This is a genomic window from Variovorax sp. LjRoot290, assembly GCF_964253985.1.
Classification (GTDB): domain Bacteria; phylum Pseudomonadota; class Gammaproteobacteria; order Burkholderiales; family Burkholderiaceae_C; genus Variovorax.
The window spans coordinates 427,745-442,936 of the sequence record NZ_CAXURW020000001.1; the positions used below are offsets into that span (position 1 = coordinate 427,745).

A 15,192-nucleotide genomic window follows, 5' to 3' on the forward strand; every position below is an offset into this window, starting at 1 on the left:
ATCCCGAGCTATGTGTTTGCCGGTATGCACAATCGCGGAATGCCCCGCATCCTGCTGATCGACGACGACGAGCACCTCGCGGCGCCGCTGGCCAGTTACTTCGCGCGTTTTGACTGCGCGCTCGAGAGCGTCACGCGCCCGAGCGAAGGCCTCGCGAAGCTGCGCGCCGGCCACTACGACGCCGCCATCCTCGACGTGATGCTGCCCGAGATGGACGGCTTCGCGCTGTGCCGCGAGATCCGCAAGGAGAGCGACATCCCTATCGTGATGCTGACCGCGCGCGGCGACGTGATGGACCGCGTGGTGGGCCTCGAGCTCGGCGCCGACGACTATCTGCCCAAGCCCTTCGAGCCGCGCGAGCTGGTGGCGCGCGTGCAGACCATCCTGCGCCGCCAGCGCGCGCCGGCGCCGGCCGCGGCCACGCAGCGTCGCGTGTTCGAGGGTTTGTCCATCGACCTCGACAAGCGCGAGGTGCTGCGCCAGGGCGAGCGCGTGGAACTGACCGGCACCGAGTTCGAACTGCTGGCGCTGCTGGCCGACCAGCCCGGCAAGGTCTGGAGCCGCGACGACATCCTCAACCGCCTGCGCGGCCACGAGGCCGAGCTCTACACGCGCGCGGTCGACATCGTCGTGAGCCGGTTGCGCAAGAAGCTGGAGCCGCTGGACTGCATCAAGACCCTGCGCAACGCGGGCTACACGCTCGCCGTCGGCAAGGGCCCGCCGTGAGGCGCAAGCACGGCACGCCGCGCCAGTGGGGCCATCGGTGGCGCCATTCGCTGCGGCTGCGGCTGATCACGGTGTTCGTGCTGCTCGCGATGGCGATGGCGGCCGTGTTCCTGAGCGGCATGCAGCGTGCGTTCTCCAGCGGCTGGCGCGAGGCGGCCCAGCCGCTGGTCGCCGACTACATGGACCGGCTGGTGGCCGAGCTCGGCACGCCGCCCGATGTCGCGCGCGCCGAGGCGATGGTCGTGCGGCTGCCGATCTCGATCCGCATCGAAGGCCCCAAGGTCAACTGGGATTCGCATCCCCAGCGCCGCTGGCGCGGCTTCGGCCCGCGCAGCGGCGACTGGCTCACGCGCAGCACCGCCGATGGCCACCGCGTGAGCTTCGGCCTCGGCACCCTGCCGTGGCAGCGCGAGCCGCACGGCATCGGCTGGATCACGCTGGCGCTGCTGCTGGGCCTGATCGTGCTCGCCTACGTCTATGTGCGCCGGCTGCTGCGGCCGCTCGACGACATCCGTGCCGGCGCCGAGCGTTTCGGCCGCGGCGCCTTCGACCAGCCGATCCCGCTGCGCCGGCGCGACGAGCTGGGCGACCTGGCGCAGCGCATCAACACCATGGCGCACGACATCCAGGCCATGCTCGATGCCAAGCGCGCGCTGCTGCTGGCGCTGAGCCACGAGCTGCGCTCGCCGCTGACGCGCGCCCGGCTCAACGCCGAGCTGCTGCCGGCCACGCCCGAAGGCGAGACCGAACGCGCCGCGCTCTTGCGCGACCTGGCCGAGATGCGCGACCTGATCAGCGACCTGCTCGAAAGCGAGCGCCTGGCCAGCCCGCATGCGGCGCTGCAGCGCGAGCCGGTGGACTTGGCGGCGCTGGTGCGCGAGGTGGCGGGCGAACACCCGGAAGGCGAGCGCGTCGTGCTCGACCTGGCCTCCAAGCTGCCGACACTGGCGCTGGACCGCCTGCGCATCCGTCTGCTGGTGCGCAACCTGCTCGACAACGCGCTGCGCTACGGTGCCGAAGCCGCCGAGCCGCCGCACATCGCGCTGCGCGCGGCGGGGCAGGGCGGCATCGAACTGGAAGTGCGCGATTTCGGGCCCGGCGTCGAGCCCGCGCAGCTCGAGCGCCTGACCGAGCCCTTCTACCGCACCGACAGCGCACGCCAGCGCGCGACCGGCGGCGTCGGGCTCGGCATGTACCTGTGCCGGCTGGTGGCCGAAGCGCACGGCGGCACGCTGCGCGTGCGCAACGCGCAGCCGGGCCTCGCGGTCAGCGTCGTGCTGCCTGGCGCCTGAACTCGCTCGGGCTGCCGCCGGTGTGTTCGCGGAACACGCGGCTGAAATGCGAGAGGTTGGAAAAGCCCGAGGCCAGTGCGATGTCGGTGATCGGCCGTGCCGCATTCGCCGGATCCACCAGGTCGCGGATGCAGCAGGCCAGGCGCTGGTGGAGGATGTAGCCGGCCAGCGTGTCCTCGTCGCCGGCAAAGGCGTTGTGCAGATGGCGCTTGCTGCAGCGCAGCGCCTGCGCAATGCCGTCGATCGACAAAGAAGGATCGCGCAGATGCTGCGCCACGTGCTGGCGGATGCGGTCCTTCAGCGCCTCGCGCTGGGTGCGCGGCGTTTCCTGGCCGGCCAGCTCCATCAGCGACAGCCGCACCAGCTGGATGATCAGCTCGCCCGCGCCGCGCGCCGCCGCCTCGCTCATGTAGGGCAGCTCGAGGTAGGTGTTGCGCATGGTCTCCAGCGCCACGCGCGAGATGCCGCTTGCGCCGCCCACGCGGCGCGCCACCAGCTCGCCCAGCGGCAGGTCGGGCACCGCCAGCTGGTCCTTGGGCAGCATCACGATCAGGTGGTCGCTGCGCTCTGGGTTGGCCACCGTGTAGTCGGCGGTGGTGTCGTAGAGCGTCCAGCCGCCGGTGCGCACCGAGGCCTCGCGGCCGCGCTGCGTCACCGCCGCTGACCCCTGCCAGGGCGCGACGATCTTCAGGTACGCGGCCTCGCTGCTGCGCGCCATCTGCGGGGTGCGCAGCACGCGGTGGCGATTGGCTTCCAGCCGCGTGAGGATCACGTCGCCGGCATGCGACGCTGCGATGTGGCCGTCGAACTCGCTGTCGCCGTAGAGCTCGGAATCGAGGCCGCCGAAATGGCGCCAGACCCATTCGCGCCAGACCGGCGCACGCTCGCGCGGCGGAACTTCGTCGGTCGACAGCTGCAGGGAGGCGGTCATGCGCCTATTGTCTGGCGGGCTGCGGCTGGCGGGCTTTGCGGGTTAACCACTAGCGGCGTGCGCGCTGCGTCAAATGCTTTGTGCGCAGGCGGCACAGCGGCGCAGAGTCGCGCTTCCTACGATCGGGGCATCGGACGCAGCTCGACGCCCGCAAGGAGACTCGCCATGACAGACGCCCATCGCCGCCGCTGGATCCAGCAAGCCGCCACCGCCGTCGGCGCCGCCGCCGTCGCGCCGCACCTGTTCGCGCAGGGCGCGCCGGTGAAGATCGGCTATGCTATCGCCCGCACCGGCCCCTGGGCGGCCGGCGCGCAGGTCAGCCAGGAGCCCAACTACCTGCTGTGGGCCGAGCAGGTCAATGCGGCCGGCGGGTTGTCGGTGAAGGGCGCGAAGCGGCCCATCGAGCTCGTCGGCTACGACGACCGCAGCGAGACCGAGACCTGCGTGCGCACCTTCGAGAAGCTGATGGGCAGCGACAAGGTCGACCTCATCCTGCCGCCCTGGGGCTCGGGCGCCAACTTCGCCGTCGCGCCGCTCGCCAACCGCTTCGGCTATCCGATGCTGGCGCCCACCGCGCTCTCGCGCAAGCTGATCGACATGCAGCTGCCGTACTTCTTCTCGCTGCTGCAGCAGCCCGACAAGATGATGGGCGCGCTGGTCGACATGCTGGTCGCGAACGGCGTGAAGAGCATCGCCATCGTCTACATGGACGACCTGTTCGGGCTGGAGAACTTCGCCGCCCTCAATGCCGCGCTCAAGAAGACGGGCATCCAGGTGCTGGAGCGCAAGAGCTACCCACTCGGCGTGAAGGACCTGGCGCCGGTGCTGCGCACGATGAAGGACCTGAACCCCGATGCCTTCATCGGCATCACCTACCCGCCCGACACCATCCTCGCGAGCCGGCAGGCGCGCGAGGTCGGCTTCAATCCGAAGTACTTCTACGCCTCGGTCGGCACCGCCTTCCAGCTCTACAAGAACGTGATGGCGGCCAACACCGAGGGCGTGATCGGCATGGGTTCGTGGAACGCCAAGACCAGCCCGGAGGCGAAGGCGTATTTCGACGCGCACACCAAGAAGTTCGGCAAGGAGCCGGACCGCTGGGCCAGTGGCCATTGCTGGGCCGGGCTCGAGATCCTGCAGCAGGCAGTGGCCAAGGTGGGCCTGGAGCGCAAGGCGCTGCGCGAGCAGATCGCGAAGAACGAGTTCAAGACCATCTTGGGGTCGATGCGCTTCGAGGGCAGCGAGAACGCCTCGATCCCCGGCACCGTGGCGCAATGGCAGAGCGGCGAGTTCGAGGTGGTATGGCCGAAGAACCGCGCCACCGCGCAACTGATGCCGAAGCCGGCCTGGAAATAGCGTGTCCCTCACTGGATGGGCCGAGCTCCTGGCCGGCGGCTTGATCACGGGCGGCATCTATGCGCTGGTCGCGATCGGCCTGAACCTGCAGTACGGCCTGATGCGCATCATGAACATCTCGCACGGCGAGTTCCTGATGCTCGGCGCCTTCCTGACCTGGTGGGCGCATACCGCCTGGGGCATCTCGCCGCTGGTGTTCCTGCCGGTCGCCTTCGTGGTGCTGATGGGGATCGGCATGGCGGTGCACCGGCTGTGCTTTCGCCAGGTCGCGGCGCGCGCGCCCAGCGTCGAAGTGTTCGAGGCGCGCAGCCTGATGGTCGGCTTCGGCCTGATGTTCTTCGTGCAGAACACGGCGCTCCTGATCTGGGGCGGCGACCTGCGCGGCTACGACTACCTGGCCGAGCCTGTGCAGGTGGCGGACATGCGTTTCACCGTCAACAAGCTGGTGCTCTTCGGCATCGCGCTCGCCCTGAGCCTCGTGCTCATCGCGCTGCTCAGGCTCACCTTGCTGGGCAAGGCGGTGCGCGCGCTGATGCAGTCGCCCGTCGGCGCGCAGCTGGTGGGCATCAACACGAAGCGGCTGCATCCGCTGATGTTCGGCATCGGCCTCGGGCTCTCGGGCGTGGCCGGCGCACTGCTGTCGATGACCTACGAGATCTCGCCCTCGATGGGCGAGCCTTACACCGTGACCGCGCTGATCGTCATCACGCTCGGCGGCTTCGGCAGCATCGCGGGCAGCCTGGTCGGCGGCCTGCTGCTGGGTGTGGTCGAGGCGCTGGGCATGCACTTCACGAGCCCCTCGTTCAAGATGCTGCTGTCCTATGCGGTGTTCATCGGCGTCCTGATCTGGCGCCCCAACGGGTTGTTCTCGCGATGAAGGCCGCATTCGCCAACAGGCCCTGGCTTTGGCTCTCCATCGGGCTGCTGCTCGCGGCCGGCGTGCCGCGGGTGGCTTCGGACTTCGTGAGCGCGGTCGCACTGAGCTGCCTCATGTACATCGCACTCGCCTGCAGCTGGTCGCTGTTCTGCGGGGCGACGCGCTACCTGTCGCTGGCGACCTCCGCCTTCTTCGGGCTCGGCGCGTACGCCAGCGCGACGCTGCTGGGCGTGCTGCCCTGGCCCCTGGTGATCCTCTGCGGCGCTGCGCTCGCCAGCGTGGTCGCGGTGGCGATGGGCACGGCCGTGCTGCACCTGCGCGGCACCTACTTCGCGGTGCTGACCTTCGGCATGACCGAGCTGATCCGCCATGCCGTCACCTTCGTCGAGAAGCAGGTCTCGGGCACCGTGGGCCGCGTGCTGACGGTGGTGCCGTCGAACGAGACGGTGTACCTCACGGTGCTCGCGATCGCCGGCGCCGCGATCGCGGCGGCGATCCTCGTCAAGCGCAGCCGCTTCGGCCTTGCGCTCGCGGGCATCGGCGCCGACGAGCAGCGTGCACAGACGCTGGGCGTGGACACGCGGCGCATCAAGATCGCGGGCTTCGCACTCACCGCCGCCTTCGCGGGCGCGGCCGGCGCCGCGATGGCGGTGCGCTGGACCTACATCGAGCCGGCCGCGGTGTTCAGCCCCTTCATCGGTTTCCAGACCGTGCTGATCGCACTGATCGGCGGCGCGGCCAGCATCGGCGGGCCGATCGTCGCGGCCATCGTCTTCAGCCTGCTGGCCGAGACGCTGCGGCTGCAACTGCCCTACGGCTACATGATGGTGCTGGGGCTCTTGCTGATCCTGTGCGTGATGTACCTGCCCAACGGCCTCGCGACGCTGTGGCAAAGGCAGAGAAATGAATGACGCGGTGATTCCCCTGCTCGAAGCCCGCGAGCTCACCGTGCGCTTCGGTGGACTGACGGCCGTCGACGCGGTCAGCGCGCGGCTGCATGCGGGCGAGCTGGTCGGCATCATCGGGCCCAACGGCGCGGGCAAGACCACTTTTTTCAATGCCATCTCGGGCGTCATCGCGCCGACCTCCGGCAAGCTGCTGGTGCAGGGCACCGTCGATCTCACCGGCCGCGGCCCGCACCACTACGCGGCGCACGGCATCGCGCGCACCTTCCAGACGCCGCGTGTCATGGCCGAGATGACGCTGGCCGACAACGTGCGCTTCGGCATGCAGTTCGCGGGGCGCCATCGCACGCCGCTCGCAGGTTTGCAGAGCGAGGGCGACATTCTCGACATGCTGGGCCTCGGTGCGCTGGCCGGTCGCATGGCGGCGGACGTCACGCCTTCGCAGCAACGCTTGCTCGAGATCGGCATGGCGCTCGGCACGCGGCCGCGTGTTTTGTTGCTCGACGAAGTGGCAGCCGGGCTCACCGAAGCCGAGGTCGATGCGATGGCGCGGCGCATCCGCAGCCTGCGCGACGCGCACGGGCTCACCGTCGTCTGGATCGAGCATGCGGTGACCACGCTGCTGCGCTACGTCGAGCGCGTGCTGGTGCTGCACCAGGGCCGCAAGATCGCCGACGGATCGCCGGCCGATGTGGTGCGCAATGCCGAAGTGGTCGAGGCCTATCTGGGCGACGAGATGGAGGCGCAGTGAGCGCCGCCGGGCCGCCCCAAGGCGCGAAGGCCCCCTCGGGGGGCAGCGAGGACACGCGAGTGCCGAGCGTGGGGGCGACATGCACCGCTGAACTGCGCGTGCGTGGGCTGGCGGCCGGCTACCACGGCTTCCAGGTCATCCAGGGCCTCGATCTCGATGTGCTGCCCGGGATCACCGTCGTGCTGGGCCCCAACGGCGCCGGCAAGACCACGCTGCTCAAGGCGCTCGCCGGGCTGCTGCCGCGCGCGGGGGAAGTCCTGCTCGATGGCGCGGCACTGCCTTCGAACGATGCCACGACCTGCGTGCGCCAGGGCCTCGCGCTGGTCGCCGAAGGCCGGCAGCTCTTCCCGCAGATGAGCGTGACCGAGAACCTCGAACTCGGTGCCTGGCTCGCGCCCGCGCGGCTGCGCAGCGAGCGCCTGGCGCGTGCCTTCGAGGACTTCCCGCGCCTCGCGGAACGCGCCACGCAGCTGGCCGGCACCATGAGCGGCGGCGAGCAGCAGATGGTGGCGGTGGCGCGCGCGATGATGAGCGGCCCGCGCCTCTTGATGCTCGACGAGCCCTCGCTCGGCCTCGCGCCGCGCATGGTCGACGAGCTGCTGGCCATCGTGCGCCGCATCGCGGCCCAGGGCGTGACGGTGCTGATGGTCGAGCAGAACGTGCGCAAGGCGCTCATGGCCGCCGACCGCGGCTACGTGCTCGAACGCGGTCGCGTCGTCGCTTCGGGCGACGCGAAGACGCTGCTCCATTCCGACGTGATTCGCCAGGCCTACCTCGGCGTGGCCTGAACCCCTTTCCTTTCTGGAGGACCTTCGCATGACCGTCACCATTTCGATGCTCGTCGATGGCGAACGCCGCTCGGCCGCGCGCGGCGCCACTTTCGAGCGCCGCAATCCGCTGGACGACAGCGTCGCCACCGTCGCGCCCGCGGCCACGCCCGCCGATGCGATCGCCGCGGTCGATGCCGCGGCGCAGGCCTTTGCAAGCTGGTCGCAGACCGGCCCCGGCGAGCGTCGCGCATTGCTGCTGAAGGCCGCGCAGGCGCTCGAGGCGCGCACCGATGCCTTCGTGCAGGCCATGGCGCGCGAGACCGGCGCCTCGGCGATGTGGGCCGGCTTCAATGTCCATCTCGCGGCCGGCATCCTGGTCGAGGCCGCCGCATTGACCACGCAGATTGGCGGCGAGGTCATTCCCTCGGACGTACCGGGCAGCCTGGCGATGGGCGTGCGGCAGGCGGCCGGCGTGGTGATCGGCATCGCGCCGTGGAATGCGCCGGTGATTCTCGGCGTGCGCGCCATCGCGACGCCGCTGGCCTGCGGCAACACGGTGGTGCTGAAGGGCTCGGAGCTGTGCCCGCAGACGCATGCGCTGATTGTGGAAGCGCTCAACGAGGCCGCGCTGCCGCCCGGCGTGCTGAACTTCATCACCAACGCGCCGGCCGATGCGGGCGCCGTGGTCGAGGCCATGGTCGCGCACCCGGCGGTGCGCCGCGTCAACTTCACCGGGTCGACCAAGGTCGGCCGGATCATTGCGCAGACCTGCGCCAAATACCTGAAGCCGGCGGTGCTCGAACTCGGCGGCAAGGCGCCGCTGGTGGTGCTGGACGATGCCGACATCGATGCGGCGGTGAACGCGGCCGCCTTCGGCGCTTTCGCCAACTCGGGCCAGATCTGCATGTCGACCGAACGCATCGTGGTCGACGCGGCCGTCGCCGACGAATTCGTCGCCAAGTTCGCGGCCAAGGCGCAGAGCCTGCCGCTGGGCGATCCGCGCGAGGGGCCGGTGGTGCTCGGCTCGGTGGTCGACAAGAGCACGGTGGCGCGCTGCAACGCGCTCATCGACGACGCACTGGCCAAGGGCGCCACGCTGGTGTGCGGCGGCCGCGCCGACAGCACGCTGATGCCGGCCACGGTGCTCGACCATGTGACGCGCGAGATGCTGATCTACCGCGAGGAATCCTTCGGGCCGGTGAAGGCGGTCGTGCGCGTGCGCGGCGTCGAGGAGGCGGTCGCCACCGCCAACGACAACGAGTTCGGCCTCTCATCGGCCGTGTTCGGGCGCGACGTCGCGCGGGCCTGGAACGTGGCGCGCCGCATCGAGGCCGGCATCTGCCATGTGAACGGCCCCACGGTGCACGACGAGGCGCAGATGCCCTTCGGCGGCGTCAAGGCCTCGGGCTACGGGCGCTTCGGCGGCAAGGCCGGCGTGGAGGCTTTCACCGAGCTGCGCTGGCTCACAGTACAGACCACGCCGCGGCATTACCCGTTCTAGGCTACGCGTCGTGTCGCCTGCGCTACCGGCTTGCGCGGGGGGCGGGGCTACGATGCGCTCCCGCAGACAAGCAGCAGGAGACACGCCCATGAGCAGCAGCACCCTCACCAACCGCCAGGTCCGCCTCGCCAAGCGCCCCGAAGGCGCGGCCACGCGCGACAACTGGCAGTTCACCACCGAGCCGGTCGGCGAGCCGGCCGAAGGCGGCGTCCTCGTCAAGACCCTGTCGCTCTCGCTCGACCCCGCGATGCGCGGCTGGATGAACGAGGGCAAGAGCTACATCCCGCCGGTCGAGATCGGCGCCGTCATGCGCGCCGGCGGCATCGGCCGCGTGACGGCCTCGCGCAACCCGGCCTTCGCGGTCGGCGACACGGTCTACGGCACGCTCGGCGTGCAGGAATACATCCTGATTCCGCAGGAGGACATCAAGCGCAGCGGGCTCACCAAGATCGACCTGCGTGCGGGTTCGATCACCCAGTGGCTCAACGTGCTCGGCATGCCGGGCATGACCGGTTACTTCGGCCTGATGGACATCGGCCAGCCGAAGCCCGGCGAGACGGTCGTCGTCTCGGGCGCCGCCGGCGCGGTCGGCCAGACGGTGGGCCAGCTCGCGAAGATCAAGGGCTGCCGCGCGGTCGGCATCGCCGGTGGCCAGGAGAAGTGCGACTGGGTGGTGAAGGAGCTCGGCTTCGATGCCTGCATCGACTACAAGGCCGGCCCCTCGGCCGTGCGCGACGGCCTGAAGGCCCATTGCCCCAAGGGCATCGACATCTACTTCGACAACGTCGGCGGCGAGATCCTCGACGCCGCGCTGGCGCGGCTCGCGCGCGGCGCGCGCATCATCATCTGCGGCGCGATTAGCCAGTACAACAACGCCAACAGCGCACCTGCGCAGGGCCCGAAGAACTACCTGAGCCTGCTGGTGAACCGGGCGCGCATGCAGGGCATGGTGGTGTTCGACTATGCCGACCGCTACCACCTGGCCGTGGCCGAGATGGCGGTCTACCTGAAGGACGGCCGCATGAAGAGCCGCGAGGACGTGGTCGAAGGCATCGACACTTTCCCGGAAGCGTTGACGCGCCTGTTCACGGGCCAGAATTTCGGCAAGCTGGTGCTCCAGGTCGCAGAGTAAATGGCCCCCACGCTCTGTCACTGCGTGTACTCGCTGCCCCCCGAGGGGGCCGCAGCCCGCCTTGGGGCGGCCCGGCGCCGGGCTGAGCTCAGCGGGCGCGCGACCCCATGACCGCCGCGGAGATGATCAGGGCCGCCGCGAGCGCGATGGTCCAGCTCAGTGGCCGCGCCATGACCACCAGCAGCAGCGCCGTCGACGCCAGCGGCGTGATGTAGCTCAGGATGCCGATCTGGCGCACGTCGCCGCGCTTGAGCGCCATGTCCCAGAGGAAGAAGGCCGCGCCCAGCGGGCCGAGGCCACACAGCGCGACCAGCAGCCAGTCGCGCGAAGTGAGCGCCGCGGCCGGCTCCAGCAGGGCGTGGCACAAGAGCGAAAGCGCGCCCGACACCAGGCCGAAGAGCCCGATGGCCGCGGTCGGGAACGCGGGCACGCGCCGGGTCCACAGCGAATAGCTGGCCCAGATGAAGGCCGAGCCCAGGGCCGGCGCAAAGCCCCAGTAGGCGCTGCCGGCCGAGGCCGCGCCAGCGCCGCGCGTGCCGAGGATCGCGATGGCGGCGCCCGCGAAGCCCAGCAGGGCCGCGACCACATGCAGCGGCCGCAGCCACACGCCCGGCAGCAGCGCCGGCGCCAGCACGACCATGAAGAGCGGCCACAGGTAGTTGACCAGGTTGGCCTCCACCGGCGGCGCGTGCCGCAGCGCGATGAAGAGCAGGAAGTGGAAGCCGAACAGCCCGTAGACGCCCAGCGCCAGCGTGCGCGGCGGGACTGTCCAGGCCCGGCGGTCGCGCAGCACGGCGGGCCAGCTCATCACGCTGCCGATCATCAGCGCGAGCCCGGTCAGGAGGAAGGGCGGCAGGTGCGAGAGCGAAGTGCCCAACGAGGCGAGCGTGCCCCAGAGGGCGATGGCGGCGAGTGCGTACAGCGTGGCGGACATGCGCCCGAGCTTAAGCGGCGCGATCGTCTCGCAACGACGGTTCGTCGTCGAGCAATGACGGCGTTTCAGCTCTTTCGCAGGGCGGCAGTGAGCGCCGAAGGCGAACGGTAGCCCGTGCGCCGCGCGGTCTCCGCGACGCTCATGCCACCGCTGCGCAACTGCCGCGCCTGCAGCAGGCGCTGGCTTCGCAGCCATTGCATCGCAGCTACACCCTGCTCGTCGCGGCAGCGCTGGGCGAACTGACTGGGGCTCAGGCACGCGACCGCCGCGAGATCGGCGACGCTCAGAGGCCGATGCCAGCGCGACTGCGCCCACGCGGCGAGAGCCGGCCAGTCGATGGCGCGCCTGCGGCCGTTCGGCACCACGGGCCCCCAGGCCTCCAGCAGCAGCGCCGGCGCATGGTGCAGCGCGGCCGCGGGCGGCGAAGCCTGCGTCACGCACAGCGCCAGGTAGCGCGCCAGGGAGAGCAGCTGCGGTGTCATCGGCGAGCGTCCCGCGCACTGCGCCCACAGGTCCTGCGTGGTGTCGAGCACGAGGCAGCGGCTGCCGGCGCGCGATTCGAAGTCGTGCCGGTCGCCCGGCGTCACCACCCAGCCTTCGCCCGCGCCGATGCGTCGGCCGCGTCCCTCGATCTCCAGGTCCAGCACGCCATCGAGCCCGACCAGCACCTGGAAATGGTCGTGCGCATGGCTGCCGCGCGAGGCGCCGTAGCGCCGCAGCGAGAGACCGTGCGGAGGCGATGAGGACGTGCTGTTGAACTGCATGGACGGGGCGCCGATTGTCCTCCCGTTCAGCCGGCCGAGCGCTGCAGCCGCATGGTGAGCGAGAAGCGGTCCGCCGGATGGAGGGTGACCGTGACGTCGATCGTTTCGCCGTTGGCATCGAGGTAGCGGCGCACGATCTGCATGGCCGCCGAGCCGGTTTCCACGCCCAACTGCCGTGCCATCGCCGCGGGCACTTCCAGTGCCTGCAGCTGCTGCACGATCTCGACCACGCGCCGGCCGTACTGCTGCTCGATCAAGGTGCTGACCAGCGTCTCCGGCGAATCGCGAACCCGCTCCACCAGGTCGGTGTAGGCCGGGTCCATGTACAGGTCGGTCCAGCAGATCGGCAGCTCGGGCTGCTCTTCGTCCATCCGCAGGCTGGAGATGCGCAGCCACGCCGTTCCTTCCGCGCAGCCGAGCAGGCGCGCCAAGGCGCCCTTGGCCTCGACCGTCTCGACCTCGCGTACCACCCGCACGTGCGTCGCTCCGAACTGCACCACGTCCTCGACCGAGGCCAGCGACTGCTGGAAGCCGACCTGCGGCGTTGCCGACTCCACGCGCGTGCCGACGTTCTTGCGGCGCGACACCAGGCCCAGTTGCTGCAGTTCCTGCAACGCGGCGCGCACCGTGTGCCGGCTGGTCTTGTAGTGGTCGCGCAGCTCCAGTTCGGTCGGCAGCAGCGTGCCTACGGGGTAGTGGCCCGAAGTGATGCCTTCCTTGAGGTGTCGCGCGATATCGGAGAAGCGGGGCTTGTTCATCGTGGGCGTGATTCTGAGGCTCAGGGTTAACACCGAGTTGCGATTATGTTCGGACATATTAAAGTTAAATATGTCCGAACATATGAAGGTCCACATGTCCTCTTCATCCATGCCGATGGCCAGCACCGTCGTCGATTCGATCCTGTTCCGCGACGCCTTCGGCACCGCGAAGATGCGAGCGCTTTTTTCCGACCGCGCATTGATCCAGCGCTACATCGATGCCGAGGTCGCGCTCGCGAAGGCCGAGGCACGCGTCGGCGTGATCCCGCAGGAGGCGGCCGAAACGATCGCGCGCGAATCCACCATCGAGCGCATCGACTTCGACCACATGCGGGAGGAGACCGACATCGTCGGCTACCCGATCCTGCCGCTGGTGCATCAACTGGTGGCAATGTGCGGCGAGGCCGGCCGCTATGTGCACTGGGGCGCGACCACGCAGGACATCATGGACACCGCGGTGGCGCTGCAGGTGCGCGATGCGCTCGACAGCATCGACGCCGACATTTGCGAATTGCGCGCCATCCTGGGCGGGCTCGCGAAGAAGCACCGCGACACGCCGATGGCCGGCCGCACCCACCTGCAGCAGGCCCTGCCTGTGACCTTCGGCTACAAGGTCGCGATCTGGCTCGCGATGTTCGATCGCCACCAGCAGCGCCTGGCCGAGCTGCGCCCGCGCGTCGCGCTCGTCGAGTTCGCCGGCGCCGCGGGCACGCTGGCCTCGCTCGGTGACAAGGGTTTCGAGGTCCAGCGGGCGATGGCCGAAGAGCTCGGCCTGGGCGTGCCCGCCACCACCTGGCATGTGGCACGCGACGGCTTCGCCGAGGCAGTGAACCTGCTGGCGCTCGTGACCGGCTCGCTCGGCAAGATTGCGCTCGACATCATGATCATGGCCTCGACCGAGTTCGCCGAGGTCTACGAGCCCTTCGTGAAGGGGCGCGGCGCCAGCAGCACGATGCCGCAGAAGCGCAACCCGATCTCCAGCGAACTGATGCTGGCCGCGTCGAAAGCCGTGCGGCAGCACGCCGGGCTGATGGTCGACGCGATGGTGCAGGACTTCGAGCGCGCCACCGGCCCATGGCATGCCGAGTGGATCGCGATTCCCGAGAGCTTCATCCTCACGGCGGGTGCGCTGCACCAGGCCAAGTTCGCGCTCGGCGGCCTGGTCGTCGATGCCGAGCGCATGAAGCACAACCTCGGCATCAGCCGCGGCCTGATCGTGGCCGAGGCGGTGATGATGGGCCTCGCGCCCCGCACCGGCCGCCAGCAGGCGCATGACCTCGTCTACGACGCCTGCCGCACGGTGAACGAGAAGGGCGGCACGCTGGCCGACGCGCTGGCCGCGCTACCCGAAGTCACGAAGCACCTCGACCGCGCCGCGATCGACCGCCTGACCGACCCCGCCAACTACCTCGGCCTCGCGCCGCAGATGGTGGACCGCGCGCTTGCGCTGTCGGCGAAGGCGCAGCACTGAATTCTCCCGACCCCACCCTTCATTCCATTCCAGGAGACATGAGCATGCGTTTCATCAAGACTCTTCTGTGCGCGCTCGCGGCCGCCGCCGCCGTGGCTGCCGCGCACGCCCAGGCCTACCCCGCCAAGCCGATCACGTGGATCGTGCCTTTCGCCGCGGGCGGCCCGACCGACGCGCTGGCGCGCAGCATCGCCGAGCGCGTGGCGCGCGAGGTGGGCCAGCCGATCGTGATCGACAACGCGCCCGGCGCAGGCGGCACCATCGGCGCAGCCAAGGCCGCGCGCGCCGCGCCCGACGGCTACACCATGCTGGTCGGCCACATGGGCTACATGGGCGCCGCGCCCGCGCTCTACAAGAAGCTGAACTACGACCCGGTGAAGGACTTCGAGCCCGTGTTCCGCTTTCCCGATACGCCGCTGGTGCTGATGGTGCGCAAGGAGCATCCGGCCAGGAACATCGAGGGGCTGATCGACTTTGGCAAGAAGAATCCTGACAAGCTATTCATCAGCAATGCCGGCGTGGGTTCCAGCTCGCACCTGATCGCGGCGCTGGTCGCGAGCGCGGCCGGCGTCAAGGTCACGCTGGTGCCATACAAGGGCGCGGGCCCGGCATTGGTGGACGTGATCGGTGGCCAGGTCGACGGCATCTTCGACCAGACCAACACGGCGCTGCCGCAGATCACCGAGTCCAAGGTGCGTGCGCTCGCCGTCACCTCGAAGGTGCGCCTGCCGCAGTTGAAGGACGTGCCCACGCTGGCCGAGACCGTGTTGCCCGGCTTCGAGGCGTCGACCTGGTACGGCATCTACGCGCCCAAGGGAACGCCCAAGGCCGCGCTCGACAAGGTCCAGCAGGCCTATCTGAAGGTCATGACGGACAAGGCCTTCACCGACAAGATGAGCGCGCAGGCGATCCAGATGCTGCCGACCGAGCAGTACACCGGCGCCGCGCTGGGCAAGCACACCGAGGCGGAGGTGGCGCGCTGGAAAGCGGTCGCGGCCAAGACCAACATCTCGCTGGACTGAAC

The 15,192-nt window shown here is 69.7% G+C and carries 15 protein-coding genes; 11 read left to right on the forward strand and 4 right to left on the reverse strand.

Translation table 11 applies throughout. The annotated features are described in order from the left end of the window. The first annotated feature begins 39 nt into the window (after positions 1–39). Positions 40–726 (forward strand): response regulator transcription factor, encoded by a 687-nt coding sequence (locus ACSQ9A_RS02270; RefSeq protein ID WP_093105423.1) that lies wholly within the window; start codon positions 40–42, stop codon positions 724–726. Then, positions 723–2,018 carry a HAMP domain-containing sensor histidine kinase gene (locus ACSQ9A_RS02275; RefSeq protein WP_244503815.1) on the forward strand — a complete coding sequence of 432 codons (1,296 nt, stop codon included), beginning with the start codon at positions 723–725 and terminating at the stop codon, positions 2,016–2,018. Before ACSQ9A_RS02270 ends, ACSQ9A_RS02275 begins: the two co-directional genes overlap by 4 nt. Here ACSQ9A_RS02275 and ACSQ9A_RS02280 read toward each other — a convergent pair. Then, positions 1,993–2,949 carry a helix-turn-helix domain-containing protein gene (locus tag ACSQ9A_RS02280; protein WP_436302528.1) on the reverse strand — a complete coding sequence of 319 codons (957 nt, stop codon included), beginning with the start codon at positions 2,947–2,949 and terminating at the stop codon, positions 1,993–1,995. The two genes, ACSQ9A_RS02275 and ACSQ9A_RS02280, sit on opposite strands and share 26 nt — an antisense overlap. A gap of 165 nt (positions 2,950–3,114) precedes the next feature. Here ACSQ9A_RS02280 and ACSQ9A_RS02285 point away from each other — a divergent pair, with 165 nt between their 5' ends. From ACSQ9A_RS02285 to ACSQ9A_RS02315, 7 genes are all read left to right on the forward strand, one after another. After that, a complete protein-coding gene (locus tag ACSQ9A_RS02285; RefSeq protein ID WP_436302529.1) occupies positions 3,115–4,305 on the forward strand; it encodes an amino acid ABC transporter substrate-binding protein in 1,191 nt (396 codons plus the stop codon). 1 nt (position 4,306) lies between these two features. Beyond that, the gene (locus ACSQ9A_RS02290) at positions 4,307–5,182 is read left to right on the forward strand and encodes a branched-chain amino acid ABC transporter permease (RefSeq protein WP_436302530.1); all 876 of its coding nucleotides are present in this window, start codon (positions 4,307–4,309) and stop codon (positions 5,180–5,182) included. Then, entirely contained in the window at positions 5,179–6,093 is a 915-nt protein-coding gene (locus ACSQ9A_RS02295) for a branched-chain amino acid ABC transporter permease (RefSeq protein ID WP_436302531.1), read from the forward strand. Before ACSQ9A_RS02290 ends, ACSQ9A_RS02295 begins: the two co-directional genes overlap by 4 nt. Beyond that, on the forward strand, positions 6,086–6,838 hold the full coding sequence (locus ACSQ9A_RS02300) for an ABC transporter ATP-binding protein (protein WP_436302532.1): 753 nt from the start codon (positions 6,086–6,088) through the stop codon (positions 6,836–6,838). The genes ACSQ9A_RS02295 and ACSQ9A_RS02300 overlap by 8 nt, the downstream gene beginning before the upstream one ends. 68 nt (positions 6,839–6,906) lie before the next feature. Next, entirely contained in the window at positions 6,907–7,626 is a 720-nt protein-coding gene (locus ACSQ9A_RS02305; RefSeq protein ID WP_436306239.1) for an ABC transporter ATP-binding protein, read from the forward strand. Positions 7,627–7,654: 28 nt separating this feature from the next. Beyond that, complete coding sequence (locus ACSQ9A_RS02310) at positions 7,655–9,109, forward strand: aldehyde dehydrogenase (RefSeq protein WP_436302533.1); 1,455 nt, start codon at positions 7,655–7,657, stop codon at positions 9,107–9,109. 88 nt (positions 9,110–9,197) lie between these two features. After that, a complete protein-coding gene (locus tag ACSQ9A_RS02315; RefSeq protein WP_436302534.1) occupies positions 9,198–10,241 on the forward strand; it encodes an NADP-dependent oxidoreductase in 1,044 nt (347 codons plus the stop codon). A gap of 88 nt (positions 10,242–10,329) precedes the next feature. On the opposite strand, the gene ACSQ9A_RS02320 is transcribed toward ACSQ9A_RS02315, so the two are convergent. The 3 genes from ACSQ9A_RS02320 to ACSQ9A_RS02330 form a co-directional block, all read right to left on the reverse strand. Next, a complete protein-coding gene (locus ACSQ9A_RS02320; protein ID WP_436302535.1) occupies positions 10,330–11,175 on the reverse strand; it encodes a DMT family transporter in 846 nt (281 codons plus the stop codon). Positions 11,176–11,240: 65 nt separating this feature from the next. Next, positions 11,241–11,939, reverse strand: coding sequence for an AraC family transcriptional regulator (locus tag ACSQ9A_RS02325; protein ID WP_436302536.1), 699 nt, complete (start codon positions 11,937–11,939; stop codon positions 11,241–11,243). Between the two features lie 26 nt (positions 11,940–11,965). Further along, the gene (locus ACSQ9A_RS02330; RefSeq protein WP_436302537.1) at positions 11,966–12,697 is read right to left on the reverse strand and encodes a GntR family transcriptional regulator; all 732 of its coding nucleotides are present in this window, start codon (positions 12,695–12,697) and stop codon (positions 11,966–11,968) included. A gap of 94 nt (positions 12,698–12,791) precedes the next feature. On the opposite strand from ACSQ9A_RS02330, the gene ACSQ9A_RS02335 reads away from it, so the two are divergent. Further along, positions 12,792–14,168, forward strand: a complete 1,377-nt coding sequence (locus ACSQ9A_RS02335) for a class-II fumarase/aspartase family protein (RefSeq protein ID WP_436302538.1) — start codon at positions 12,792–12,794, stop codon at positions 14,166–14,168. 44 nt (positions 14,169–14,212) lie between these two features. Next, the gene (locus ACSQ9A_RS02340) at positions 14,213–15,190 is read left to right on the forward strand and encodes a tripartite tricarboxylate transporter substrate binding protein BugD (protein ID WP_436302539.1); all 978 of its coding nucleotides are present in this window, start codon (positions 14,213–14,215) and stop codon (positions 15,188–15,190) included. Positions 15,191–15,192: the final 2 nt, after the last annotated feature.

Bases quoted from the DNA above. Each gene is read 5' to 3' on its own strand.
- ACSQ9A_RS02335 (WP_436302538.1), top strand. From the start codon at position 12,792: ATGTCCTCTTCATCCATGCCGATGGCCAGCACCGTCGTCGATTCGATC.
- ACSQ9A_RS02340 (WP_436302539.1), top strand. From the start codon at position 14,213: ATGCGTTTCATCAAGACTCTTCTGTGCGCGCTCGCGGCCGCCGCCGCC.
- ACSQ9A_RS02300 (WP_436302532.1), top strand. From the start codon at position 6,086: ATGAATGACGCGGTGATTCCCCTGCTCGAAGCCCGCGAGCTCACCGTG.
- ACSQ9A_RS02295 (WP_436302531.1), top strand. From the start codon at position 5,179: ATGAAGGCCGCATTCGCCAACAGGCCCTGGCTTTGGCTCTCCATCGGG.
- ACSQ9A_RS02315 (WP_436302534.1), top strand. From the start codon at position 9,198: ATGAGCAGCAGCACCCTCACCAACCGCCAGGTCCGCCTCGCCAAGCGC.
- ACSQ9A_RS02310 (WP_436302533.1), top strand. From the start codon at position 7,655: ATGACCGTCACCATTTCGATGCTCGTCGATGGCGAACGCCGCTCGGCC.
- ACSQ9A_RS02325 (WP_436302536.1), bottom strand. From the start codon at position 11,939: ATGCAGTTCAACAGCACGTCCTCATCGCCTCCGCACGGTCTCTCGCTG.
- ACSQ9A_RS02320 (WP_436302535.1), bottom strand. From the start codon at position 11,175: ATGTCCGCCACGCTGTACGCACTCGCCGCCATCGCCCTCTGGGGCACG.
- ACSQ9A_RS02270 (WP_093105423.1), top strand. From the start codon at position 40: ATGCCCCGCATCCTGCTGATCGACGACGACGAGCACCTCGCGGCGCCG.
- ACSQ9A_RS02330 (WP_436302537.1), bottom strand. From the start codon at position 12,697: ATGAACAAGCCCCGCTTCTCCGATATCGCGCGACACCTCAAGGAAGGC.
- ACSQ9A_RS02280 (WP_436302528.1), bottom strand. From the start codon at position 2,949: ATGACCGCCTCCCTGCAGCTGTCGACCGACGAAGTTCCGCCGCGCGAG.
- ACSQ9A_RS02285 (WP_436302529.1), top strand. From the start codon at position 3,115: ATGACAGACGCCCATCGCCGCCGCTGGATCCAGCAAGCCGCCACCGCC.